This is a genomic window from Arthrobacter sp. CAN_A2 (assembly GCF_015752045.1).
Lineage (GTDB): Bacteria > Actinomycetota > Actinomycetes > Actinomycetales > Micrococcaceae > Arthrobacter_D.
Genome location: NZ_JADOUS010000014.1, coordinates 1 through 24,914, shown reverse-complemented (window position 1 = coordinate 24,914; position 24,914 = coordinate 1). Strand labels below are relative to the sequence as shown.

At 64.7% G+C, this 24,914-nt stretch carries 24 protein-coding genes; 11 read left to right on the top strand and 13 right to left on the bottom strand.

Translation table 11 applies throughout. The features are described from left to right. Positions 1 to 73: 73 nt before the first annotated feature. From IWX63_RS15075 to IWX63_RS15055, 5 genes are all read right to left on the bottom strand, one after another. Positions 74 to 556: a hypothetical protein gene (locus IWX63_RS15075; RefSeq protein ID WP_199278974.1), complete on the bottom strand. Its 483-nt coding sequence runs from the start codon at positions 554 to 556 to the stop codon at positions 74 to 76. A gap of 296 nt (positions 557 to 852) precedes the next feature. Next, positions 853 to 2,265 (bottom strand): MBL fold metallo-hydrolase, encoded by a 1,413-nt coding sequence (locus IWX63_RS15070; protein WP_199278973.1) that lies wholly within the window; start codon positions 2,263 to 2,265, stop codon positions 853 to 855. 273 nt (positions 2,266 to 2,538) lie between these two features. After that, the gene (locus IWX63_RS15065; protein WP_199278972.1) at positions 2,539 to 2,835 is read right to left on the bottom strand and encodes a rhodanese-like domain-containing protein; all 297 of its coding nucleotides are present in this window, start codon (positions 2,833 to 2,835) and stop codon (positions 2,539 to 2,541) included. Positions 2,836 to 2,897: 62 nt separating this feature from the next. Next, positions 2,898 to 3,848, bottom strand: a complete 951-nt coding sequence (locus IWX63_RS15060) for a sulfite exporter TauE/SafE family protein (protein WP_199278971.1) — start codon at positions 3,846 to 3,848, stop codon at positions 2,898 to 2,900. After that, a complete protein-coding gene (locus tag IWX63_RS15055) occupies positions 3,845 to 4,516 on the bottom strand; it encodes a rhodanese-like domain-containing protein (protein WP_199278970.1) in 672 nt (223 codons plus the stop codon). Before IWX63_RS15055 ends, IWX63_RS15060 begins: the two co-directional genes overlap by 4 nt. Before the next feature lie 124 nt (positions 4,517 to 4,640). On the opposite strand from IWX63_RS15055, the gene IWX63_RS15050 reads away from it, so the two are divergent. The 5 genes from IWX63_RS15050 (at position 4,641) to IWX63_RS15030 (ending at position 7,376) form a co-directional block, all read left to right on the top strand. Next, positions 4,641 to 4,898 carry a metal-sensitive transcriptional regulator gene (locus tag IWX63_RS15050; RefSeq protein ID WP_199278976.1) on the top strand — a complete coding sequence of 86 codons (258 nt, stop codon included), beginning with the start codon at positions 4,641 to 4,643 and terminating at the stop codon, positions 4,896 to 4,898. An 80-nt stretch (positions 4,899 to 4,978) separates the two neighbouring features. Next, positions 4,979 to 5,398, top strand: coding sequence for a DUF302 domain-containing protein (locus IWX63_RS15045; RefSeq protein WP_199278969.1), 420 nt, complete (start codon positions 4,979 to 4,981; stop codon positions 5,396 to 5,398). A gap of 109 nt (positions 5,399 to 5,507) precedes the next feature. After that, a complete protein-coding gene (locus IWX63_RS15040; RefSeq protein WP_199278968.1) occupies positions 5,508 to 5,807 on the top strand; it encodes a hypothetical protein in 300 nt (99 codons plus the stop codon). 296 nt (positions 5,808 to 6,103) lie between these two features. Continuing rightward, positions 6,104 to 6,316, top strand: a complete 213-nt coding sequence (locus IWX63_RS16855; protein ID WP_334685908.1) for a hypothetical protein — start codon at positions 6,104 to 6,106, stop codon at positions 6,314 to 6,316. 121 nt (positions 6,317 to 6,437) lie between these two features. Then, a complete protein-coding gene (locus tag IWX63_RS15030; protein ID WP_199278966.1) occupies positions 6,438 to 7,376 on the top strand; it encodes an oxygenase MpaB family protein in 939 nt (312 codons plus the stop codon). 136 nt (positions 7,377 to 7,512) lie between these two features. Here the strand turns inward: IWX63_RS15030 and IWX63_RS15025 are convergent, their stop codons facing one another. The 3 genes from IWX63_RS15025 to IWX63_RS15015 form a co-directional block, all read right to left on the bottom strand. Then, positions 7,513 to 8,364, bottom strand: a complete 852-nt coding sequence (locus tag IWX63_RS15025) for an IS3 family transposase (protein ID WP_199278965.1) — start codon at positions 8,362 to 8,364, stop codon at positions 7,513 to 7,515. Then, positions 8,361 to 8,684: a helix-turn-helix domain-containing protein gene (locus tag IWX63_RS15020; protein WP_199278964.1), complete on the bottom strand. Its 324-nt coding sequence runs from the start codon at positions 8,682 to 8,684 to the stop codon at positions 8,361 to 8,363. The genes IWX63_RS15025 and IWX63_RS15020 overlap by 4 nt, the downstream gene beginning before the upstream one ends. A gap of 269 nt (positions 8,685 to 8,953) precedes the next feature. Then, positions 8,954 to 9,403: a hypothetical protein gene (locus IWX63_RS15015; protein WP_199278963.1), complete on the bottom strand. Its 450-nt coding sequence runs from the start codon at positions 9,401 to 9,403 to the stop codon at positions 8,954 to 8,956. A 545-nt stretch (positions 9,404 to 9,948) separates the two neighbouring features. On the opposite strand from IWX63_RS15015, the gene mobF reads away from it, so the two are divergent. Together mobF and IWX63_RS15005 are read left to right on the top strand one after the other, a co-directional pair. Next, positions 9,949 to 14,817, top strand: a complete 4,869-nt coding sequence (gene mobF, locus IWX63_RS15010; protein ID WP_199278962.1) for a MobF family relaxase — start codon at positions 9,949 to 9,951, stop codon at positions 14,815 to 14,817. Between the two features lie 553 nt (positions 14,818 to 15,370). Beyond that, on the top strand, positions 15,371 to 16,402 hold the full coding sequence (locus IWX63_RS15005) for a PDDEXK nuclease domain-containing protein (RefSeq protein WP_199278961.1): 1,032 nt from the start codon (positions 15,371 to 15,373) through the stop codon (positions 16,400 to 16,402). A 393-nt stretch (positions 16,403 to 16,795) separates the two neighbouring features. On the opposite strand, the gene IWX63_RS15000 is transcribed toward IWX63_RS15005, so the two are convergent. The 4 genes from IWX63_RS15000 to IWX63_RS14985 are packed head-to-tail and all read right to left on the bottom strand — an operon-like array spanning position 16,796 to position 20,863. Then, positions 16,796 to 17,626 carry an ABC transporter permease gene (locus IWX63_RS15000; RefSeq protein WP_199278960.1) on the bottom strand — a complete coding sequence of 277 codons (831 nt, stop codon included), beginning with the start codon at positions 17,624 to 17,626 and terminating at the stop codon, positions 16,796 to 16,798. 9 nt (positions 17,627 to 17,635) lie between these two features. Next, a complete protein-coding gene (locus tag IWX63_RS14995) occupies positions 17,636 to 18,532 on the bottom strand; it encodes an ABC transporter permease (RefSeq protein ID WP_199278959.1) in 897 nt (298 codons plus the stop codon). Positions 18,533 to 18,567: 35 nt separating this feature from the next. Beyond that, complete coding sequence (locus IWX63_RS14990; protein ID WP_199278958.1) at positions 18,568 to 19,764, bottom strand: ABC transporter substrate-binding protein; 1,197 nt, start codon at positions 19,762 to 19,764, stop codon at positions 18,568 to 18,570. A 31-nt stretch (positions 19,765 to 19,795) separates the two neighbouring features. Continuing rightward, on the bottom strand, positions 19,796 to 20,863 hold the full coding sequence (locus IWX63_RS14985) for an ABC transporter ATP-binding protein (protein ID WP_334685907.1): 1,068 nt from the start codon (positions 20,861 to 20,863) through the stop codon (positions 19,796 to 19,798). A gap of 135 nt (positions 20,864 to 20,998) precedes the next feature. On the opposite strand from IWX63_RS14985, the gene IWX63_RS14980 reads away from it, so the two are divergent. The 4 genes from IWX63_RS14980 to IWX63_RS14965 all read left to right on the top strand — a co-directional run bounded on the left by IWX63_RS14980 (position 20,999) and on the right by IWX63_RS14965 (position 23,751). Beyond that, positions 20,999 to 21,751 carry a FadR/GntR family transcriptional regulator gene (locus IWX63_RS14980; RefSeq protein WP_199278957.1) on the top strand — a complete coding sequence of 251 codons (753 nt, stop codon included), beginning with the start codon at positions 20,999 to 21,001 and terminating at the stop codon, positions 21,749 to 21,751. A gap of 2 nt (positions 21,752 to 21,753) precedes the next feature. After that, a complete protein-coding gene (locus IWX63_RS14975; protein ID WP_199278956.1) occupies positions 21,754 to 22,452 on the top strand; it encodes a cache domain-containing protein in 699 nt (232 codons plus the stop codon). Between the two features lie 198 nt (positions 22,453 to 22,650). Next, the gene (locus IWX63_RS14970) at positions 22,651 to 23,043 is read left to right on the top strand and encodes a hypothetical protein (protein WP_199278955.1); all 393 of its coding nucleotides are present in this window, start codon (positions 22,651 to 22,653) and stop codon (positions 23,041 to 23,043) included. A 3-nt stretch (positions 23,044 to 23,046) separates the two neighbouring features. Further along, entirely contained in the window at positions 23,047 to 23,751 is a 705-nt protein-coding gene (locus IWX63_RS14965; RefSeq protein ID WP_199278954.1) for an RES family NAD+ phosphorylase, read from the top strand. Positions 23,752 to 24,085: 334 nt separating this feature from the next. Here IWX63_RS14965 and IWX63_RS14960 read toward each other — a convergent pair whose 3' ends face one another. Next, positions 24,086 to 24,730: a class I SAM-dependent methyltransferase gene (locus IWX63_RS14960; RefSeq protein WP_199278953.1), complete on the bottom strand. Its 645-nt coding sequence runs from the start codon at positions 24,728 to 24,730 to the stop codon at positions 24,086 to 24,088. Positions 24,731 to 24,914 lie beyond the last annotated feature (184 nt).

The following is a 24,914-nucleotide window of genomic DNA, read 5'->3' as shown; positions in this document are numbered from 1 at the left end:
CTCGTCTGGGTAAGGCTTTGGCACAACAACATCCTTCCAGGCCCGCCTTCCGGCAAGCCAGATCAGATGTCACCTATCCGTGCAGCAGACCCGTGCGCTGCCAAGGGGGTGTGCTGAGGAGGAATACCGTTGCAGCGATGATCACGCCCGCGGCGAAGATGGTGTCGAGGTGGGTGGAGAGTGCGGTTCCGTTGTACATGGTGACGCCTACCGCCAGCAGTGATCCTGTCAGGAGGATGAGCGCGACCCAGTGCTGACGGCGTAGGCCTATCAAGACCAGTAGTGCTGGGATCGCGAACCAGATCATACTTTCCGTACCCATCGAGTTGATCTGACTGATCACACTGCTGCTGCCGGGTATTGCGGCGACTATCGGGCGGAAGAACATAGAGGCGCAGTGCAGAATCAGCCCGAGAACACCTACGACCGTCAGGGTGAGATCCAGTGTGGACAATCGCCGGGTGATCCCGGTCGCGGGCAGGCCCGGCACGACCAATCGAAAGATCAGCAACGCCGCAGCAACGCCAAGGAGCGTCAAGACAAAAGAAGCAGACATGGAATCATATTAAGGGAACACAGCCAACCACACTGTGTCCTGAAATACAGAATGACTCCCCCATCGGCGAGTGAGCCCTCAGTTCGAGACGTCCTACGCAGTCGCTATCGCTTCGTCCTCCGTAGTTTTGGTGGCACGTACAGGTGACAGTTAGGCAGTACCAACAGCATGACCTTGTAGTAGATCAAAGAGGATCGGCGATAAGAGCTGGGGACCGGGGTGGCCCTGGTAGACGGAGTCACACCCGGGCTTAGAGCCCGGAGCCGGTGGAGGCCGGCTCCGGGCGATTTGGAGTGCTACTTGGCGGCGGGGTCGTCCTGGTGTGACTGCTGGTAGGCCTTCCAGGCGTTGTAGCTGCCGTCGAGTTCGACGACGTCGTACCCGGCCCGGCGGAGGGCGCTGGAGGCGACGGAGTTGCGGAGACCGCTCTGGCAGTGGGTGACGATGGTCCCTTCTGTGGGGAGCTCGTCGAGGTGCCACATGACGCGTCCGCCGTTGAGCTGGTGGGCCCCGGGAACGTGTCCGGAGGTGTACTCGGTGCGGTTGCGGACGTCGAGGATCATCGCCGCGTCGACCTGTGCGAGGTCCTCAGGCTGGACGAGGGCAGGTGTGGTGGTCGGGAGCCCTTCGATGCTGGTGAGGTACCCGGCCACGTCGTCGATCCCGACGCGGACCAGGTGGTCCCGGATCTCCTGTGCGTGGTCCTGGCTGGCGGCGAGCAGGACGAGCGGGTTCTCGTCCGTCTCGGGATTCACGACCCACGCACCGTAGGTCGCGATCGCGGCGCCCGCCGGGATGTTCAGGGACCTCGCGACGGTCCCGGCGTGGACCTCGTTCGCGGTGCGGGTGTCGATGAACGTCACCGTGTCCGCGGCAAGATCCTTGGCGACCTGGCCCGGGTCCAGTTCGGTCAGCGGTGCTCGCTCGCCCATGATGGCCGGTCCTTCACGGTTCTCGCGCTTCATGCGGCCGAAGTAGGCGTGGGCGTCGGGTTGGCCGTCGAGGAGTTCGTCGATGAAGCCCTGCTCGTCGTTCGCTGCAAGGTACGGGCCCCACCAGGAGTAGAGCCGTTCGTAGCCGACGGTCGAGGACGGGATCGCTCCGAGGGCCTTGCCGCAGGCGCTGCCGGCTCCGTGCGCGGGGTGGACCTGGACGTGGTCCGGCAGGGTCAGGAACTTCTCCTGCAGGCTCTTGAACAGCTGCTTGGCGCCTTCGAAGCGGGTGTCGACGCCGCCCGCGGCTTCGTCGAGGAGGTCGGGGCGGCCGAGGTCGCCGGAGAACACGAAGTCGCCGGAGAGCAGGTAGCCGGGCTGATTGCTGAACGCACCGTCGGTGACCAGGAAGGACAGGTGCTCGGGGGTATGCCCGGGAGTGTGGACGGCCTGGATGCTGATGTTGCCGACGGTGATCGTGTCGCCGTCGTGGAGGCAGGTTCCCTCGAACGCGTACTGCCAGTCCGGTCCGCCCTCGCCGGAGACGTAGATCTCCGCTCCGGTCGCCGCGGCGAGTTCCCGGGTGCCGGAGAGGTAGTCGGCGTGGATGTGGGTCTCGGTGACGGCCACGATCTTCATGTTGTTCTTCGCGGCGAGGTCCTGGTAGACGGCGATGTCGCGGCGGCCGTCGACCACGACGGCGGTGCCGTTGGCCTGGCAGCCGATGAGGTAGCTGGCCTGGGCGAGGTCTTCGTCGTAGATCCGTTCGATCAGCATCTGGTGCTCCTTCGGTTCGGGAGGTCGAATACCCCTAGGGGTATCTTTCTGGTGCCCAGCGTAATACCCCAAGGGGTATACCGCAAGGTTGGTGGGAGTTGATGTTTGCGGGTGGGAGGGAGTGTGTGCGGGAAGGATGCGTGGCCGGGCCCGGGGCGGGGCGGTCCGGCCACGCACCCGGTCCAGGAGGCGCCAAGTCAGCACAGGACGGCGCGGCGCGGGGGTGCGGGAAGTGCCGGAAGATAGGGCGTCGAGCGGAGGTGCTGCGGGAGGTCAGGTGGTGGGCAGACCTGCACGGGTCCAGGCGGTCATACCACCGGCCATGGTGTCGGCACTGAAACCGGCGCTCTTGAGGGCGTCAGCGACGCGGGCCGAGCGGTTACCGCTGCGGCACACGGCGATGATCGGGATGTTCTGCTCGAGCTCGCCGAGCCGGGTCTGCAGGTCGCCCATGGGGATGTGCAGGGCGCCGGGGATCATGCCTTCGGCGACTTCGAAGTCCTCGCGGACGTCGAGGATCTGCGCGGACGGGCGGCGGGCGTTGGTGTCATTGATCGTGATCTCTGCCATGGAGAGGTCCTCTCTGGGTGGGCTGGGGTCGAGGGGTGTAGGTGAGGTGGTGTTGGGATAAATCAGGCAGGTGTGGGGGTGCTGCGGTGTCGGCCTCGCCGGCCCTGACCGGCCTGACCGTTGCTGGTGAGGTTGCGGTTGCGGGGATTCAGGGGGCAGGCCGGGATGATGAACCGGCATGCGAGGAGCGCTGCGAAGGCCAGACCGGCGACGGCTGCGGCCAAAATGAGGCGGGTATCGGCGGGAGCCTGCTGGATGAGGACGAAGGCTCCCATGACCAGGACGAACCAGCCGAAACCCTTGCGGAGCGCTTGTTCGGGGATCCGGCCGGCGAGCTGCGCGCCGATGAGGGATCCGACGATCGCCGCGGCGGTCACGGCGAGTGTCAGGGGCCAGTTGATCTCGACGGTGGTGAGGTATCCGGCAAGGCCTGCGAAGGACTTCATGGAGATCACGACCAGCGAGGTGCCGACGGCCACGGACATCGGCAGGCCGCCGAGCAGGGCCAGGGCGGGGACGACGAGGAACCCGCCGCCTGCCCCGACGAGGCCGGTGACCAGGCCGACGACGACGCCATCAAGGATGACTCGCTTGAGTGGCAGCTCACGCTTACCGCTGTCGACGGCTGTCCCGTGACCCTTCGCGGGCTTCCTGCGGCCGCGGATCATCGCGATCGAGGTGGCGACCATCATGAGGGCGAACGCGATGAGCAGGATCTGTCCGGGGATGTACCCGCCGAGCAGTCCGCCGATGAACGCGCCCGCCATACCCGCTGCTCCGAAGATCAGCCCCGTCCGCCACATCACGCGTCCGTTCCGGGCGTGGCTGATGACGCTGATCGCTGAGGTGACACCGACGACGAACAGGGACGCCGCGATCGCTTCCTTGGCCTCGAACCCGGCCGCGTACACCAGGATCGGGACCGTCAGGATCGACCCGCCACCACCGAGCACGCCCAGGGACAGACCGATCAGGATCGACAGGGCCAAAACGAGGATCAGCGTCGCGCTCATGCCGCGGAACCGGACGCGGAGTCAGGCACGGACAGGATCGCGGATTCACGGGTGGGTTCCTGGGCTGCCCTGTTCCACGGCATGACGGACAGGGCGCGGCCCATGGCGCAGGTGTTCGTCGCCGCGGAGAACGTGAGCCCGGTCCCGATCACGCCGGCGACGGCCCTGACCTTAGGGGAAACGAACCGTCCGCCGATCAGGCCGGTGAGAACCAGGGACCCGGCGACCATACGGACCTGCCGCTCGAGAGCCCAGCTGGCCTTACCGCGTACGACGTCGCCGCCGGCTGCGGCGTATCCGGGTACCCCGCCGGTCAGGACGTGGGCGGTGCTGATACCCGATGAGGCCAGGCGCTGCCGGGCCTGCTCGGCGCGCACCCCGGACTGGCAGGCCAGGACGACTCGGGCGCCGAGGCGGGCTGCGAGTTCGTCGGTGTGCTCGGACAGCAGGGGCAGGGGCACGTTGTAGGAGCCGGGGATGTGCAGGGACTCGAACTCTGCCGCAGAACGCACATCGATCACCACAACGTCCTGCTGACCGCCCCTGTCGGCGTCGGTGTCGAGCCAGGAGCGCAGCTCCTCCGGCGCCAGTGCCGTAATGGCAGGCGAAGCCGCAGAAGCAGGAGTGGAGGCAGGCAAGGTGGGGGCGGTACTGGTGGGGGTGTTCATGTGAACCTTTTCGGTCGGTGCTGAAGTGGATACCCCCAGGAGTATTCCGGATAGCCCACTGAGTAGTCAAAATACGGGTGGGGGTATACTCTTGAGTAGGTAGACACGACCTTTGGAGAACACGATGCAGCTGGACCCGACCGAACTGACCCCCGTCATTAACCGCATGAAACGAGCCCAGGGCCAGCTGGCCGCGGTGGTCCGCATGCTCGAGGAGGGCAAGGACTGCAAGGACGTCGTCACGCAGCTCTCCGCGGTCTCCAAGGCCCTGGATCGGGCCGGGTTCGCGATCATTGCCTCGGGGCTTGAGCAGTGCATCACGCAGAAGGACGCCAGCCTGGACAAGAAGGAACTCGAGAAGTTGTTCCTCAGCCTCGCCTAATTCGCCCTGGCCTCGGAAGACCTCGGACCTGAGAAGCCGGGAAGTTTCACGCCGTCGAACACCTATTGAAGGAGCCGAGCATGACCTACACGAACGCCATCACCGTCTCGCTGCCCTATGCAGAGGCCGTAGCACGTACCCGGCAGGCCTTGGCTGATCAGGGATTCGGCATCCTGACCGAGATCGACGTCAAAGCGACTTTCACCACCAAGCTCGGTGCGGAAGCCGGCGAGGCGATCGGTGATTACGTGATCCTTGGGGCATGCAACCCCAACTTGGCCAGCAAAGCCCTAGCAGCTGAACCCGAGCTCGGCGCCCTGCTGCCGTGCAATGTCGTGGTCCGTAGCGTCGATAAGGACAATACAACGATCGAGGCCATTGATCCGCAGACTATGGTCCAGCTCAGTGACAGCCCCCAAGTGCGCGACGTCGCCAACGACGCCGACGGCCGACTACGCGCAGCACTGTCCTCTCTCACCGAGAAAAACTTGGCTACCTAAACCCACGGGGCGTACTCGAGCCAGACCCAACACCTAACCGGGTTCGAAGCTCGCGGGTCATCGAGGTTGTACTTCTCCAGCAAGACCCGTCGGGGACTAGGAGCGCACCATGGTTCGGCTCATCCGTTGGTTGCTCACCTCGAGCATCCGATACAGCTACCTGTTTGTACGTGCCTTTCTTCGGCTGCCGTTGTTACTGCTGCCGATCCCTCCGCGGGTCCGCGACCAGGTCGCTGGCGCGTTGGCCGTCGGCCTGTGGTTCTTTTCAGCGTGGTTCGTCGCCACCGCGGCCGGCGCACCGTGGTGGGGACAGCTGATGATCGCAGCCGCAGGTACCCTCGTCGTTGCCGGCGTGGTGAGGATGGAGGGCCGCTGGCCGATCGTCCGGCGGCCGGTACGCGTCTGTTGACGTCCTGGCGGGCGTGATCGGCGATGAGAACGCGCAGGGGAGAGGCTGACCGGTTCTGGGAGAAAGTCGTCAAGGGCCCGCGGCCGCATGACTGCTGGATCTGGACCCGAGCCGTCGCTGACGACGGCTACGGACGGTTCTGGGTGACCAGGGACGGTGAGCAACGAACTCTGCGGCCGCAACGCTACGCCTACGAACACCTCACCGGAGAGAAACTACACCCTGGAATTGCGCTCATGCACGTCTGCGACATACCCCTGTGCGTCTATGCCAGTACCGGGACAGAAACGCACCTGTTGCCCGGTACACAGGCGTTGAACATGCTCGACCGGTCCCAGAAGGGCCGACACGCCAACGCCTCGACCTTCCGATGGCGCGGCGTCGGCCGCGCCCAGTTCCGAGCCCAGTCGCTCACACTGCGCACAGCCCCCCTCGAGCACGGATGGAACGAGAAGGTCATCCGCCCGCTACTCACCGGCATCGACCCGGACGCACCGACACTGTTCTGACGGACTGACTGACGGAGGGTATTGGCCAGCACCCTGTCAGGTCCGTGTTCTACGCTTCGTAGTGGACTCTCGCACGGGATGTCCGTCCTACCCGACCTACCGTCGTTGGAGCATCATGCCTGTGAGCTCGATACCGCGCCCCGCCGAGCTGTCCGACCGGGTCCGTAGCGCGTTTCGTGCCCGTGTCTCCGGTGACCCCACCGGAGCACCGGACTGGGTGCGCGACATCGCCCTGGTCGGGGAGGGACCGGGCCTGTTCGAACCCGACGGCGTCGTCTGGCAGGTCCACGGGGGCCTTTCAACCCTTGTCGGCGGCGTCGCGGCCCTCCTCGGCCAGGGCGCACACCCGCTGGCGATGGCCGGGGTCGCACGGCACTCCTCCTACCGCAGCGACCCCTGGGCCCGCCTCGCCGGGACCGCGCGCTGGCTCACCATCGTCACCTTCGGCTCCACGGAACTCGCCGAGCGGGACTCGGCGCGGGTCCGCCGCATGCACGGGCGGGTCAACGGCACCACCGACGACGGCCGCGCCTACTCCGCCTTCGACCCCGCGCTACTGCGCTGGGTGCACCTGGCCTTCACCGATGCCTTCCTTGGAGCCCACGAAGCCGTCGGCAAGGACCTGACCCCGCGGTTCGGCCGCAACTGGGCCGACACCTACGTCGCCGACTGGTCCCGCAGCGCCCAGACCCTCGGCGCCGGTGACCTCCCGATGACACGCCGGGAACTCGCTGAGGCACTACGCGCGCTCGAGCCTGACCTCGAACCTGTCCCCGCCGAGTTGCTCACCTTCCTCTCGGCACCGGACGGACTGAACCGGGCCGAGCGAATCTTCTACAGCGGCATCGCAAGCGCAGGGGCGCTGGTCATCTCCCCGTCCGTGGCTCCCCTCGCCGGGGTGCCCGGCCGCGGCGACCGCTCGATCGCCAATCGCCTCCGACTCCAGCGAACCCGCTTGCAGTTGCGGACCTTTCAGCTCGCCCTCGGGCCGCACAGCCCCTCCGTGGATGCGGCGCGCTACCGGCTCGGCCTCGCCGACCGCCCGGAATGGCTCGACTAAACCTCGGCCGCAACTACTGCTCCGACCAGACTCATTACGCCTGGTCGACGCCGAAGAGTGAATGAGTATTTGAGTGATTGAGCAAGGGCCGGCACCGTTGAACTGGTCCCCGGAAGTTGGACTGGTGAAGTAAAGGTTAGGCCGCGAGGGTCTGAGCACGGTATTGCACCGGGCTCAGGCCCTCGAGCTTTGTCGAGATTCTCTCGGTGTTGTACCAGTGGACGTACTCGCGCAACGCCGAGGTGAGGGCGTCGATGCTGACGAAACGGACGCGGTGGAAGAGTTCTTCCTTGAGGTGTCCGAAGAAGTTCTCCATGACGGCGTTGTCGTAGCAGTTGCCCTTGCGGGACATCGACTGGGTAGCGCCGGCGTTCTGGAGCAGCCGACGCCAGGAGGCGTGCTGGTATTGGAAGCCCTGGTCCGAGTGCACCAACGGTCTCTGCCCGTCCTTCAGCGTGGCCAGGGCCTGGCGCAGTGAGGTGTTGGTCAACTCGAGGTTCGGTGAGAGTCCTACCGTGTAGGAGATGATTTGCCGATCAAAGAGATCCATGACCGGTGAGAGATAGAGCTTCCGGTCGCCGACGCTGAACTCGGTCACATCCGTCACCCACTTCAGGTTCGGCGCACCGGCCTGGAACTGGCGATCGAGCACGTTCGGCGTGGTCGTGCCGTGCTCGCCACGGTAGGAAATGTAGCGCTTCTTCCGCCGGACCTGGCAGGCCAGGCGCAGCGACCGCATGAGTTTCAGCACCGTTTTCTTCGCCACCACCCACCCGTGCCGGATCAGCTGGGTGTGGATGCGGCGGTGCCCGTAGCGTCCCTGGTTCGCCTCGAAGATCTGCGCGATCGCTTCCTTGAGCGCCTGCCGCGGATCAGGTGCCAGGAGCCGGGCCTGATGGTAGAAGAACGTCGACCTGGCAAGACCACTGACCTTGAGCAGCACCGGGGGGAAGTCGGCCTTGAGGGCGATGACGGCCTGAACCTTCACCGTCGTGGTTGCGCTCTCAAGGCCCGCACTTTTCCCAGGTACGCCACTTCCGCCCGCAACCGTTCGTTCTCCCGCCGCAACCGCTCCAGCTCAGACACTTCCGCCGGCGGCGGCGCCTCGGGACTCCTGGGCCTGCCCCTGGGCTTGGGACGCAACGCGTCCACACCGTCGCGGCGATACTTCCGAGCCCACGACTGGAGCAGCAGAGGCGAGGACAAGCCCGCTTCCGTCGCAAGATCCAAGGCCGTCTCGCCCGCGATGAACCGTTCCACCAGGGCGAGCTTGACCTCGAATGAATACACCTGTTTCGGCTTGGTCACCAGTGCTCCTCGACCATGGATCCTCCACCGCCGATGCAAGCGCCTGACCGGCCCGCGAGCCACACCCAGCAAACCGGCCGTCGCCGTATCCGCGATGCCCTTCTCAAACCACGCTACAGCGGCCTCGCGCTGATCCACCGACAACGAACTACGTGCATCCATGAAAAAGCTCCCCGGGAGTCGACACTGAATTTCTCAGTCCAACTTCCGAGGAGCAGTTCACACCAGTCGGTCCCCTCACTTCGTGCTGCCCACTAAAGCGTCATCCGCTATGCGGCCTTCGTCTCGGCGGCGACCTGCTCTGCAACTTCGTCCGCTGTGTCCGCGATCGTCGACGCCGTTCCCGCATCCTTTGAGTCCTTCGCCTTCCCGGCATCCGCGGATGAGGTGCCGGCACCGTCCAGGGCCCGCTTCATCTCGGCGGTACTGAGCCCGAGCCGGGCGGCGACCGCTGCGCGGCTCTCCCCGGTGTTGAGCATCTGCTGCACCTTCGCGCCGGCTTCCTTCGCGGCCGCTTCCGCGTCCTGCTCGGCTTTCGCCAGGATCGCATCGGCGCGTTCCTGCGCCTCGGCGCGGATCTGCTCTGCCTGCTGCTCCTGCTCGAAGAACTCCGCCGCCAGGTCAATCAGCCGTTCGTGCCGTTCGGTCAGCTCTTGGGCTTTCGCCCTCGCCTTTTCCCGTGCCGCGACCTGCTGCGCTGACTTCCTCGGTGCTGCCATGCTGACTCGTCCCCTTCACTCACCGTGTGCTCGAAACCTGTACCTGACACTGCTCCGGCCGCGACGTGCGATCCGACGCACTTTCACTGCCTAACCTAACGGTTAGCGGCCACCGACTATGGGCTGATCCCGACCGATCACAGACCATGCCCGACGTCGCCGCCGGTCCCATAAAATACCCATGCGGGCCTCGCTGACGCTCGGACTGGATCTAACGGACGTTGACCACACGTGGACAGCTCCGAGATAACCCTTGCGTCTCTCCGTTGCCCACCTGGTGGATAACGTCCGTTTGCGGTTCCACACAATCGAACGACCGGTGGATAACGGTGAAGCTGTTACCCACCGCTCATTCTCATGTGCACAACCGCATCGAGAATCGATGGACCAATCGTACTGGTTTCCGCGGCGCTCCATCTCGGTTTCCTCCTCCGTCGTCACCATGCGATTTCGCACCCCTCCAACCAACACAATCTGTCACACCTCTTGCATCTTGATAAGTGAGGTCGACAAGCACGCCTGGGCCCGCGAAGATGGGACGTGTGATGACCGTCCATAAGCTCAGTGCTGGGGACGGTTACGCCTACTACACCTCCGAGGTCGCCAGCGCCGACGAGCTGCGCGCTGGCGACCGGGAGCTGGGGGACTACTACACGGTCGAGGGCATGCCTCCGGGGCAGTGGGTCGGACACTCCGAGCAGCTCCTTGGGGTCTCCGGTGAGGTCACTGAAGCGCAGATGAAAGCCCTCTTCGGTGAGGGCTTGCACCCCGAGGCCGCGAGTATCCTCGCCGCTGGCGGTACGACCGGGCAGATCAAGCTGGGTCAGAAGTACCACCAGTACGGTGAAGCCGACACGGACATGACCCGCCGTATCGACGAGGAGGTCGCCCGGTTCCGACGCACCAGCGGGCCCGCCTGGGCCGGTGTCGAGAATGCGGACAAGGCGCTTTCGAGGGAGGTCATGCACGAGATCCTCTCCCGCGTCGGCGGCGAGTTGTTCCGTGAGTCCCACGGCCGGAACGCCCGCAGCAACGAAGAACTCGCCCGCTTTATCACCGCGCAGACCACCCCGAAGCAGCAGACCGTCGCCGGGTACGATCTGGTGTTCTCACCGGCGAAATCGGTGTCCCTGCTGTGGGTGCTCGGCGGCGACGAGGCCCGGCAGGCCGTTGAGGCCGCCCATCATGAAGCCATCAAAGAGACCATCGTGTTCCTTGAGAAGAACGCCCTCTACACGCGTCGGGGGAAGAACGGGGTCCGGCAGATCGACGTCGAGGGTGGTCTGGTCGCCACCCAGTTCCGGCACTACGACTCCCGGGCTGGCGACCCGCAGCTGCACGACCACGTCGTCATCGCGAACAAGGTCCGCGGCACCGACGGGAAGTGGTCTTCCGTCGACGGGCGGACCCTCTACAAGATGGGCGTCGCGGCCTCCGAGACGTACAACGCGAAGGTCATCGAGAAGGTCTGCGTGTCCCTCGGTGTCAGCACCGTCGCCCGCACCAGTGGCGGGGGTGAGCCGGTCATCGAGGTCGCCGGCATCGACCTGGACGCCATCCACCATGCCTCTTCCCGTCGCGCCGACATCGCCGGAGCCATCAGCAGACTCGAATCGGAGTTCACCGAGAAGCACGGGTATGCGCCCTCGGAGAAGCAGAAGATCGCCCTGGCGCAGCAGGCCACCCTGGAAACCCGACCGGAGAAAAGGAGCGCCCGGCGCCTGTCCGAACTCGTCCAGGAATGGCAGAAGGACTACGGCATGGGGTTGGGTACCGGGGTGGGGATGCCGGTCGGGTCGGACCTCCTCGAGCACGTCCGCGCCGTCAGCGTCCAGGCACGTTCCGGCGCCCAGGCGGGTCCCCGTGTTGCTGACCTGGACGTGCACGAGCATGCCCGTGGGATTGTCCACGAGCTCTCCGCGAAGCGTGCTGTGTGGGGCCGGAACCACGTTATTGCCCAGACCCGCCGGCACCTCAAAGAAGCCTTCCCCGGACAAACCGTCCCCGACGAAACCGTCGATAGCCTCATCCGGGCGGTCACCGGGACGCACAGCCTGCAGGTCACCCCGGAGGCCATTACCCCGCGCCTGCGCCAGTTCCAGCGGGCCGACGGGTCGAGTCAGTTCCAGCAGGCCGGCGCTGCCCTATTCACCTCTCACGAAGTGCTCAGCGCCGAACACAAGATCCTCGCCGCGGGGCAAAAGATTGTCATCCCCGCCGTCTCTACCGAGCGCTTCGAGAAGGTTCTCGTCCACCACGCCGAAGCCCTGGCCACCACTGGCGGGCATGCCCTGTCGGCGGGGCAGATCGATCTCGCGCGCGCGTTCGCCACGGACGAGAAGCTGCTGAGCCTCGGTATAGGACCTGCCGGGGCGGGCAAGACCACGAGCCTGTCCCTGGCCGCCGACGCCGTCCGGGACAGCGGCGGCCGCGTCATCGGACTCGCCCCCACCGCCGCCGCAGCAGCCGTGATGAGCGGGGACATCGGGGCCGACGCGACGACCATCGATGCGTTCCTCGCCGCCCACCGCAACCAGCAACACAACCAGCCGCACAACCAGCAAGGCAGAGCTAACAAGAACGCGGGTGCCTTCGCTCTCGGGGCCGGGGATGTGATCATCGTCGACGAGGCCGGGATGGTTACCACCCCGAAGCTCGCCGACGTCGTCGCCGTCGCCGCCCGCAACGGGGCCGTCGTCAGGGCCATCGGTGATGACCGGCAGCTCGGGGCCATCGGCTCGGGAGGCGCCCTGCGGCTGCTGAACAACGAGGTCGGGGCGGTTCGGCTCGAGGAAGTCCACCGCTTCCGCACGGACGGCGAATCGGCCGCGTCGCTGGCCCTCCGCGAACCGCCCGCGGCAGGGGCGGACACCCCGTTCCACTGGTACCTCCAGAACAAGCGCGTCACCGCCGGCACCACCGAGGCCATGACGCTGGACGCCCTCGCCGCGTGGATGACCGACACCGCCGCGGGCAAGGCCTCGCTGCTGATCGCCACCGACAACGCCACCGTCACCGACCTCAACGCCCGCGCCCAGGCCGCCCGCATCGCCACCGGCGACCTGGGCGCACACACAGCAGGCGGCACCGGCCCGATCACCGACACAACCCCGTCCGTGGTCCTCCGCGACGGGCTCCGCGCCTACGCCGGGGACACCGTCGTGACCCGGAAGAACGACCGCACCCTGCAGGTCAACCAGGGCAAGGACTTCGTCAAGAACAACGACGTCTGGACCGTCGAACAAGTCACCCCAGACCCGGCCAGTAACCGAGTTGACGACACCGCTGCCGATGCAGCTGGCAACGCGGCTGCAGGGCGGGAGCGGCAGCGGGTCACCCTCCGGCACACCGGCCACCGCGGACGGATCACCGTCGACGCCGGATACCTCCACGAGTACGGCCAGCTCGGCTACGCCGCGACCGTGCACCGCGCCCAGGGCGCCACCGTCGACACCGCGCACGCCATCCTCGACGAAGCCACCGACCGGGCCGGCGCCTACGTCGCAGCCACCCGGGGACGCGAGACCAACCGCCTCTACATCGCCCTCGGGGACGACAACGACCAGACTGTGACCCGCGACGGGGTCCTGGCCACGATCGCCGCGAACCACGACAGTACCCTCTCCGCGCACGAAGCAGTCCGGGCAGAATCGGTCCGCACCGGGGATGTCGCGACCCTCGCCGGCGTCTACGCCGAGGTGGAGAACGCCGCATGGGAAGCCAAGACCCGGACCATCGCAGCTTCAGTTCTTGGCCCGCGGACCGCCGTGCAGTTCACCTCCCACGACGCCTGGGGAGCAGTCGCCACGCACCTGCGCGCAGCCGAAACCCAGGGACTCGACCCCGCCGCCCTCCTCGCCCAAGCCACCGGCATCAACCACGACAGCACCGGGCGCGCGCAGCATGCCGATGCCGGCCACCTGCGCGGCTTCGGTGACGCCCAGGACCCGGCGGCCGTGCTCGCGTACCGGCTCGCGCAGCGCATCGACGCCGCCCACACCCTCCTCACCAACGCCGACCAGCGCCCACTCGGAGCCGTGTCGGATGAGCACCTGGCCCGCCTCGCGGACCAAGCCACGAAGCACGCAGCAGGGGATGGGCTGCCGAGCAGGGTGCCCGGAGAACCGGCAATGGACGCTGGGTTGGATGAGGGGTGGGCGGCACGACCGTTCGCGCTCATGCGCACCGACACGCTCACCGACGCACGCACCGCGGCCCTGCAGCGGATCCAAGCCACCGACCCCACCGCATCACCGGGCACAGAGACACAGAGAACTGCATCCAAGGATCAGTGGCGAGTGCAGGCGATGACCGTGGAGCTGGAACGCCGACAGGATTCGTCCCCGGCCCAGGCCGCGATCGAGCGCACCGCCCGCGGGGAAGACCCCCGCAGCGCACACCAGGTCACCATCGGTGATGCGATCCGGCACGAGCAGCAGCTCCGCGCCGTCGCACTGCCACAAGCAAGCATGCATGCAAGTATTCAGGCAGCTTCCGTCGGAACGGTCAGCGAGGACCTTGCGCCTTCGATGCTCCTGCGAGATACGTTGGTGCCGGCGTCGTACCGTGCCGAACTTGACCGGCTTCGGGCGCATCTCGGGCAGAGGGTCATGGTCCGTGGTGCGCAACTCGCGGAAGAGCAACCCGCGTGGACGAACGCGCTCGGACCTGTGCCCGGGAGGGACGCGAAGGCCGCCGAGTGGCACCGTGTCGCGGCCGAAACCGAGGCGTATCGGAACCAGTACAACATCGGCGCCCACGAGATTGCGCTGATCCCGAAGCAGTACCGGGACGACCCCACCGCGCAGCGCCTCATCAAACGCGCGACCGCCCTGCATAAGCACGGCGAGCTCACCACCGTTGCACCGCGAACGACCACGCAAATCCGGCAGGGAGCGGACGAGGCGACGATCGCCGACCGGATGAGCACCGAGCAGGCGGCAGCCCGCCGCGTCATCGACCGGATGCGCGCAGAAAGGGCCGCCAGCAGTGATCCGCTGCCGGCACCGCAGCAGCGCGAAGCACGGATCGTGGACGCCGCACAATCGGAGACAGCACCACAGCAGACAGATGGTGTGTCGGCGGCCGTTGCCCGCGCCATCGCCAGGCACCGCGCGCAGGCGGAGGCCGCCGCCGGTACGACAACCCCGGACGTGGCTCAGGTCAAGGGCGGGCCCGCCCACACTGCACAGGACAAGAACACGAAGGAACCCGCCCTGGGCGAGAGCGAGGAAGCTCCCCGTGTACCAGTGAAGGGCTCAGGGTGGGGTGCGCGGCAAGCCGAGGTCATCCGCCGGCGCCGGGAAGCGGCGGCCACGACCGAGCCACGAACGGTGGAATCCCACGACGCGTCAGCGGCAACGCGGCGCGCTGAAGAATCTCGGGGGAGAGACGAAGGTCGCACCCGACAATAACGTTCGACAGTAAAAACCGGAACCACGTCCCGGTTTAGAATGTCCGCAATAGAGAGAGAAAGTCATCAACATTTTTGAAATTTAGGTAAACAAATGTCGTATTCCAGAATCTTCCCAAGGGCCGTCGATTATGAAAGAGTTGGCATCTTCGGTCTGACACGCCGGTGGACGTATGCACTTATGGCATCCGGGCGGAAGAAAGAAGACTGAGAACAAAGGATTTACTCAGGGAACTTTGTCCTGGGAAGGACAACCCACGCCAAGATGCCTACGATTGCATCAGCCGCGCCCAGGAGCTCTTCAGTAATCGCCAGCCGGGGTGGGTTTGGTACCCGTGGGGAACAGTCGTTTCCGATTTGAATAGTGTATAAAAGCCGCTACGGAAGAACACCGAGCAGTTACTCTTCTCGCGAGCTCCGGAACCGTGTTGGTGCGAACCCCCCGATCCCCACAGCTTGGCGTGGTTCGTCCGCGTGGTGACAAGGCGTACCGGTTAGCTTCGTCGTTGCTGTGCTCGGCGTCTGGAGTGGATTGCTCTACTAGGGTGTGGGACGTGACTGTCCTGGAACCTGATCTCCCGCAGAGCTACGCGGAGACGCTGACCGAACTGGCCGACGCTGTGCGGGACGCGCAGGAGAGAGCTCAGCGCGTCGTCAATGCTTCGATGATCGAGCTCTACTGGAACATCGGCCGGACTATCCTGCAGCAGCAACAGGCTGAGCCGTGGGGGAGTAAGGTACTCGGTCGCCTGGCTGATGATCTTCGCGGTCAGTTCCCGCACATGAAAGGGTTCTCGCGGAGGAACCTCTACTACATGAGGGCCCTGGCCGAGGCGTGGCAGGGGAGCGAGGCATTTGTGCAGACACTGTCTGCACGAATCAGCTGGAGCCACAACATCGTCCTGCTCGAGCGACTTCCGGATCAGGATCTGCGCGAGTGGTACGCGGCTCGCAGTGTCCGCCACGGGTGGTCGCTGGCCGTCCTTGAACACCAGATCGCCTCCCGGCTTCACGAACGGGAGGGATCAGCCCTCAATAACCTCGAGGCGAGATTGCCCGAGGAAGGAACAGGCTTGGCCCGTGAAGTAGCCAAAGACCCGCTCGTCCTGGACTTCCTGGGCCTGAGCCCCGAGGCGGATGAGGCCGCCATCGAGGAAGCCATGTCATCACGCATGACACAGACCCTCATGGAGTTCGGGGCCGGCTTCGCGTTCGTCGGCCGGCAAGTGCATCTCGAGGTCGGAGGGGACGACTTCTACATCGACCTTCTGCTCTATCACATTCCCACAGAGCGCTACGTGGTCGTGGAGCTCAAGGCCGGAAAGTTCAAGCCCGAGCACCTCGGTCAGCTGAACTTTTACGTCTCCGTGGTCAACGACAAGATCAGACTGCCCCGACAGCGGCCCTCCGTCGGGATCCTCGTGTGCGGGGCGAAGAACGAACACACCGTCAGATACGCCCTGGATGCAGCAGCCCAACCACTCGCCGTCACCTCCTACACCTACGACTCTCTTCCTGTGGCCGAGCAGGAGGCTCTGCCGTCGCCGGAGGCGATCGCTACGGCGCTCGAGCTCGACTCCGACTGACGGACCCAATTGTGCAGACGCTGTCTGCACAATCACCAGTAGTGACGGCTACCCGCCGCGACCACTGCAGTCCGGGAGCTATTCGGGATGACTGGGATGTGGTTGTCCGATGCGTGGCTTTGATCGACCCCTGCGCGGTCATCGTGCGGGCCCCTATGTGCAGCCTGCACGCGGTCGTCGGTGGGGACTGCCCCGAGATGCGAGGGCTCGGGGGCAGGCATTCACCGCGATACTCGGCAAGACCGGGTTTAGTCATGCCGAGTAGGGCGAAGGGTCGACTGTAGGTTGACATGACCTTGACCATCGAATCTTGCTTCGTCATGACGAGCAGGGGGAGGGGCGACGCCGCCGGGCCTCATCCTTCCCTGCGGGCCCGAACGGGTTTGGGCCTCTTTAGTGGGTGACGGCGGAGGTCTTGCGCTTTTTGGTTGTCCCCGTGGCGTCGCCGGAGAGGCGTTGTGCGAGCCAGACCGGGACAACGGATGCGACGATCAGGACCACGGCGACGACGTTGACCACAGGAGCTTGATTGGGGCGGAAAAGGTTATTGAGGATCCATACGGGCAACGTTTGCTGGCCGGCGCCGATGGTGAACGTTGTAACGATGATTTCGTCGAAACTCAGCGCGAAGGCTAGAAGACTGCCGGCGACCAGGGCTGAGCGGAGTTGGGGGAGCGTTACGAGTCTGAACGTGGTGAAGACCCCGGCCCCAAGGTCGGAAGATGCTTCCTCGAGGCTGCTGTTCGTCCTACGGAGCCGGGCGATCGCGTTGTTGAAGACGGTCACCATGCAGAAGGTGGCGTGGGCGATGATGACGGTCCAGAGGCTGAGGGAGACCCCGAGGACGGTGGTGAAAAGGTTGTTCAGGGCGATGCCGGTGACGATGCCAGGAAGAGCAATGGGCAGGATGACCAGGAGATTGATGACGTCCTTGCCAAAGAAGTCGTGCCGCTGCAGTGCGAGGGCCAGCAGAGTCCCGAGGACCAGTGAGATGACAGTGGAGATCAGTGCCACCCACAGGGAGGTAGCGAGGGCTTCCCTCACGCCCTCGGATTGGAAGGCCCGGGCCCACCATTCCAGAGTGAAACTGCTGGGCGGCCATCCGAAGCTCCGGTCGCCGTTGAAGGAATTGATGACTACCAAGAGCAGTGGCACGTAGACGAAGAGCAGAATTGCCGCGGTGATGGTGCCCAGAGTGATCCGGGCGCCTCTGGATAGTTTCACGCCGGACTCCTAAAGATTGTTCAGGGCGCCGGTGCGCCGCACGATGAGCAGGTACGCCATGATGACGGCTATGGGAATCAGTGCGACGGCCGCCGCAAGTGGCAAGTTGTTGGCCGCCCCGACGTTGGCGTAGACGACGGTCCCGAGCATCTGTGTGGTCCCGCCGACGATCTGAGCGGTGATGTAGTCCCCCAGGGTGAGTGCGAAGGTGAAGATGGTGCCGGCAATGATGGAGGGCACAAGGATGGGGAGGATGACCAGGCGGAGCGTTGCGAGTGGCTTTGCGCCGAGGTCGCTCGAGGCTTCGAGCAGGGAGTCCGGTACCCGCTCGAAGCCGGCGTGAATCGGCAGGATCATGTAGGGCAGCCAGATGTAGGCCAGGGTGATGATGACGGCGGTCTCGCTGTATCCGGGGCTGTTGATGCCCATCCATTCGAGTAGCCCTCCTTCGGCCAGGACGTTGCGCCAGGCGTAGGCCTTGACGAGGTAGCTGGCCCATAGCGGCATCACGATCGCCACGACGAGGATGCTGCGCCAACGTGCAGAGGCGACCTTTGCGATGAAGAAGGCGATCGGAAGCGCGAGGACCATATCGATGATGGTGACAAGGACAGCGATCCGCAGTGTGCGCAATGCGACGGTCTGGTAGACGGGGTCGGTGGTGACCAGGATGAGGTTCTCCAGCGTCCAGGTGGTGGACACCTTCCCGGTGAAGGTGTCCACCGTCCACAGGGCGGTGATGAGCAAGGCACTCAGCGCTGCGATGTAGACCAGGATGAGCCAGGCTGCCGGGGCGGTCAGGAGACCGGCGAGACGCAGACGCCCCCGCCGATACAGCAGCGCACTCAGCGCCCGGGACTTGGATTTCCCGGAGGCGGTGACGGCTGGGCGTGTGTCGACGGACATGTCCTATCTCTTCCTTCCGTGTTGGTGTTTGATGCTCAGCCCTTGATTTCCGTCCAGGCCTTGGTCCACTCGGAGTAGTCGGTGCACTCGACGTCCGTGCGTCCGTCGATGCATTCGGCCACGGGCGTGGTCCAGTACCAGATCTGGCTCGCATACTCCTCGTCGCCGGAGTGATAGGTCTCGCAGTGCGATGCGTCCTGGGTCAGTTCGCAGGCGGCGGGAGTGGCGGGGGATTCACCGAAGTACTCTGCGACCTGGGCGTTGATCTCGGGGCTGGCGATGTGGTCGAGCCATTTGTAGGCGCAGTTCTTGTGCTCGGATTCGGCGCCGATCATCCAGGTGTCGGACCAGCCGGTCGCGCCTTCTTCCGGCAGTACCGTCTTCACATCCGCACCATCGGCTTGCGCGATATTCGCGCCGACCTGCCAGGTCGTGCCAATGACGCTGCCGCCGCTGGCGAAGGACTGCACTTCCTTGACGACGTCGGACCAGTATTCGCCGACATGCTCGCGCTGGGCTTTGAGGAGGTCCACGGCTGCCGCCAGCTGATCGGCGTCCAGCGCGTAGGGGTTGGTGATGCCGAGTTCGGGGTTATGGGCCATCAGGTAGAGGGCTGCGTCCGCGATGTAGATGGGGGAGTCGTAAGCGGTGACTTTCCCGGAGTGCTGTTCGGCGTCCTCGAAAACGCTTCGCCACGAGGTGGGGGCGGGTGTCACCTGGTCTGCCCGGTACATCAGCACGTTCGCTCCCCAACCGTGCGGTACGCCGTAATTGACACCATCGACGGTGTTCCAGAGCTGGTCCTTCAGGAAGGGGTAAATCCCCTCGTAACTGTCGATCAGGTCGACGTTCACCGGTTCCACGTCACCGCCGGCGATGAGCCGAAGTGAAGCGTCGCCCGAGGCGGAAACGACGTCGTACTGGCCGCTGCGCATGAGCGTCACGGCTTCGTCCGAGGTGCCGAACGGCTTGAAGTCCACCATGCAACCGGTCTCTTCCTCGAACGAGGACACCCAGTCGACGGCCGGATCATTAGTGCCGTCCTCGACATAGCCGGGCCACGCGAGGACGGAGAGGCTGCCTTCGCCCTCGCCGACCTCGGCCTTCGCTGTGAGTTCAGGGGCCGCTGCCTGCCCGTCGGTGGAACTGTTGCTGGTGCCGCAGCCGGTCAGGGCGAGCAGCGTTGCAGTGGTGAGGCAGAGAAGGGGCAGAGCTGACGTGGTGCGTGCCATGGAAATGCCTTTCAGGGAGCGGGATGAGTTGTCAGGATGCTTGCGGGAGCCAGACGACGTCGTGCTGGTTCCACGAGAGGAAGGTGGGCTGGCCGACGGCGAATTCTGCGCCTCTGCTGGCGGTGACCGGTATGAGCGCTACTGCTGTGGTCCCGTCAGCAAGGCTCACCCGGACCTGCGTGGCATGACCGAGGTAGACCAGCGCGCTCACCGTCGCCTCGACGCCGGTGTCGGCGTCCTGCGAGGGGAGAGGTCGTAGCTGGATGCGCTCGGGACGTACCGAGAAGTGGTCGTTCCGGCCGTAGAGGGACTGGCTCAGAGCGGAGGAGAAGATGTTCGATGTCCCGACGAAGTTGGCTACAAATGACCCGTTGGGACGTTCGTAGATCTCCTCCGGAGTGCCTATCTGCTCGATCTGACCCTTGTTGAACACCCCGATGCGGTCGCTCATGGTGAGCGCTTCCTCCTGGTCGTGGGTGACGAAGACGAAGGTGATGCCGAGGTCCTGCTGCAGTTCCTTCAGCTCGACCTGCATTTGTTGGCGCAACTTGAGGTCCAAGGCGCCCAGCGGTTCATCGAGCAGGAGCACTTTCGGCCGCACAACCAACGCCCGGGCCAGTGCGACCCGCTGTCGTTGGCCGCCCGAGAGCTGGGACGGGCGCCGGTCCAAAAGGCTTCCGAGCTGGACCTGCTCCAACGCCTCGGCCGCCCGTTGCCGGCGAACCGCCTTGTTCACGCCTCGAACCCTCAACCCGTAGGCCACGTTCTCCAACAGGCTCATGTGCGGGAAGAGGGCATAGTCCTGAAAGACGGTGTTCACGTCCCGCTCGAACGGGGCCCGCGCGGACACGTCCCGCCCGTCGAGTTCGATGACTCCTGAGGTCGGCTGGTCGAAGCCAGCGATCAGACGAAGGACTGTCGTCTTTCCGGATCCGGAAGGGCCGAGCATGGAGAAAAACTCCCCGGACCTGATTTCGAGGTCGATGGAATCTACTGCGGTCATTTCGCCGAATCTCTTGGTAAGCCCGACCAATCGGATAGCCGGCCCCACAGACGAGGTCGTCCTCTGCGAGGTTTGAGGCATGGCTGCTGAAGTCATACAAGGCCCTTTCTCCACTGCTAATCCGGTCGCAGTCCCGTGTGAAGCCCGTCACAAGTAGGGCGTCGATGAAAGACTATAACTTCATATCTATTATGTATATGGGTCGTGCCAACTTCTCGTTACAGTGAAGTCATGGAGCAGGACCGGGCATCGTCGAGGGGTTTGTCGGCCGTCTTTGCGCCCATCCGTACCGTGGGCCTGGCCGAAGAGGTCACCCGGCGGATCGAGCAGGCGCTCGAAACAGGTCTTCTCAGAGGCGGCCAGCGGTTACCGCGGGAAGTGGAGCTCGCAGCGGCTTTGGGGGTTTCTCCCGTGACCGCTCGGGAGGCGCTGTCCATCCTTCGCGAGCGTGGACTGATCACGACGGTCCGTGGCCGTAACGGGGGGAGCTTCGTCGTTGATGGGTACCTGCCGTCCACGGTCCTGGCCATGGAAAACCTCCAGACACTGACCCGTCTACAGATCAATGACCTGGGGTTGCACTACGAGGCCATCGCTTCGGCCTGCGCCGGCATCGCTGCGCGCCGCGCCGATGAGTCCGACCTACAACATCTGCGCCAATACTTGCGTCCGCAGGAGGACACGCTCCTGTCATGGCGACTGATGGATTCGGAGTTCATGCTGGAAGTCGGCGCGATTGCCCGTTCCGCCCGCCTCGCCAGAGAGCTCGTCCGCTTACAAGCCGACCTCGGCACCCTCACCGTTCTGCCGTACACTGACGACGCCTTCCGGAAGTCCTCGGTCGAGCACAGAAACAAGGTGGCCGAAGCCATTGGCGGTGGGAACGTCCTCGTTGCCCAGAATGCGACGAGGGACCTCATTCACACGATGGTGTCCTGGCTACTCAGGCGAAGGGCCCGCGAGCTTCCGATGACGGAGGGTTAAGCATGGAAGTAACGATGGAGTTGTCACCTGCGCTGGCGCGAATCCGCACCAGCATCGACGGTGTGCAAACGGAGCTTTCCGCCTGGTCTGTTGAGTTGGGACGCCAACTGGCCGGCATCACGGGAAAGATTCACGGGTCGGCGATCGACGCCCTCGCTCTGCGAGCCGTCCAAACGCTGCTGAGCGACCCTGATCGGTTCATTGCGGGCGCAGGATTCGTCGCGGGCTCCGGCCTGGTGGCCGTCGACCAAAGCTACATCGCGTGGTGGCAGGGCCCGGACCTCGAACGCGTCGATGCCCTGGCCAATTTCAGCACGAGCGCCATGGAGCGTTACCTGCGCGCCGACTGGTTTCGTGTTCCCTACGAAACCGCACAACCGCATGTCACGGGTCCCTACATCGATTTCCTCTGCACGGACGAGTACGTCATGACTTTCACGCACCCTGTCGTCCTACGACAGGGTGGTCCTGTCATAGGAATCGTAGGAGCAGACATCTCCGTCCAGTCACTCGAACGGACACTTCTGGGACCCTTGACCGCACTCGGACCCAATGCGACGCTCGTCAACAAGGCCGGACGTGTTGTCGTCTCGGCCGCAGACGGCCTCGAACCCGGGGACCTCGTCGCCGAGGAACACCTCGCAACATCGCTCCCGATCGGCCGCCACCTCATGGTGCTGACGACCGTCATCAGCCAATGAGCCTGCAGACCGCAGAGAAGCGAACCGAGCCGACGGCCAATGAACTCACTACGGCGTTCGACCAGATCGGCTCAAGCAGCGTCGAGGAGGGGTTGTCAACTCTAGGTTGACATAAGATAGGTTATCGGTGATTGTGGGTGTGATCTGGCGGGGTTTACAGCTCTCGATTTGATGCGGGATACATGGGATCATTGAAACATGACAGCTGTAGCGGGAGCGCGCACGGACCTTCAGGCTCACCGGGATTCCATCCGGTTTCAGGAGGATCAGCTTGTGCGTGAGCTGCGGGAGATCCTGGGCGCCAAGTTGGTGGCGTATCTGGGGTCTGTAAAGGAAACCCGGGCTGTGCGTCAGTGGGCTGATGGTGAGCGCAAGCCGTCCGCGGAGGTCGTGCAGCGGCTGCGCGATGCGTACCACGTGGCGGCGTTGCTCCGTCAGCGTGATGCTGCTCCTGTCGTTCAGGCCTGGTTTATGGGTATGAACCCGCAGCTCGATGATGTGCCACCGGCACGGCTGCTGCGCGAGGGACGACTCGAGGACGCTGGCCCAGCAGTTCTGGCAGCTGCCCGCGCTTTCGCAGCAGCAGGCTAGTCCTTGCCACCCCGGACACCGACGACGATCAAGACAGCTTACACAGTCTGGCGGGTCGGCTTCTCCTCCGACCCATGGGCGTGGAGCGGTTGGCAGTACGCCACCGACGGCCGGTTTCCAGGTCGTTGGGACGACGCCGACGGTAATTTCCGCACCATCTATGCCGGCTCCAATCTGCTGGCATGCCTCCTCGAGGTGCTCGCCCACTTCCGCAAGGACGCCCACCTAGCCACTGAGCTCGAGGACATCCATGAGGACGACCTCGACAGACACTCCCATCCCACCATCAAGCCCGGGCTCGTGCCCCGGCAGTGGCTTGATCCCAGAAGCATCGCAACAGGGACACTCACCGGCACCTTCTGTGTCGTGACGGCGTCCGAGACCGTCGCGAGCCTTTACCCACACTTCATCGGGCTGGCTCTTTCCCTGGGCCTGGCCGACTTCGACGCGGCCGCATTGAAGGATGCTCGCCCACGGCAGCTGACCCAGAGCGTCGCGACCTGGCTGTACGGGAACACCGACGTCGACGGTGTCAGGTTCAGCTCCAGACACGGGGATGACCTGATTCTGTGGGCGGTCTTCGAGCGCCCCGAGGACGGACCACGATCAGCGTGCCTTACCGACGTTGAGCATCACTCGTTCACCGGCGCCGAGCCCGAGTTGATGCACGCTCTCCAACTTCTTGACCTGCAATGGGACTCAGCTTGAGCCCAAACTGACGCCCGCCGGACCATTGGTGGCAATTGTCCATCAGCCTGTTGGACAATCACTTTTCGCCCATTGGCGTCAGCGCCAAGGTGTTTGCGCCACAGGTTGTGGCGCAAACCGGCAGAGACACAGATATCTGTCCTTCTGTGTATCCGTGCCGAGGGACCCGCCAAAACTACGAGCTGCCCCTCAGATCGCGGGACGACGCGTGGAGCAACAAGGGTTCGAGCCTGAGTTGTCGTGAACTGGGCTGTCCTGACGTGGCCGTCTACCTGCTACTGCCTAGATCTGCGGACTGCAGCCCTGGCTTCCCGAGTGGGTTGGGTGGTAGGTCTCATCGGTTCCCTAGGCCATGCGCACGCCCTGCGGGAGGCCGTACCGGTTCGTCAGGCGTCCGAGCCATGACTATGTGATCGATCGCCGGCCAGCTCTCTCCCGGAATGACCCGGGGATAGGTACCAAAGGACTCGATCCGGAGCCCAGCCTCGGACAGCCATCGGTAAGCGCTCCTGGCGCTGACCATCGCCTCGTCCTCCCGGGGCGCCCCTGCGCCGGCGGTACCCTGTCCTACTTTGTGTCCGACCAGCAGGAACCTGCCGCCCGGGACCAGCCCTGCTACCGCCCGGTCGATAACCTGTTCCATCGATAATGCAGGAACGTCCAGGAAAGCAACCAGGATCAGGTCCAGGCTCTCTGGTTCAGGAGCGAAGTCACGGGCGTCAGCGTTCGTCCACGTCACGTTGTCGCTGATGCCTTCGGCGAACGCCCGTTCGCGCCCGATGCTGAGTGCTTCCTCCGAGAAGTCCAGTGCTTCTACCTGCCAACTTCGTCCGGCAAGCCATACCGCGTGCCGGCCGTCGCCGCACCCGATGTCCAGCGCCCGTCCCGGTGGAAGCTTCTCAAGTTCCTTGATGACACGGAAACTGACCGGGGCCCACCCAGCGTCGATCTCCCGATACCACCGGTCCCACTCCCCCACGTTGGGTGCGGGGAGCGCACGTCGTGTCCCCGGGTTCTTCCACGCGGGCTGCCTGCTCCCGGCCACGGTCATGACGGCGATTCCGGATGTGGGCGGCCTAGGGATTTCGGACAGTGGGCCCTCTTAAACTGAGGGTGTTACTGGAAGAGAGATCCGCTGAGATGAGTGCTTCACGACGACGTTT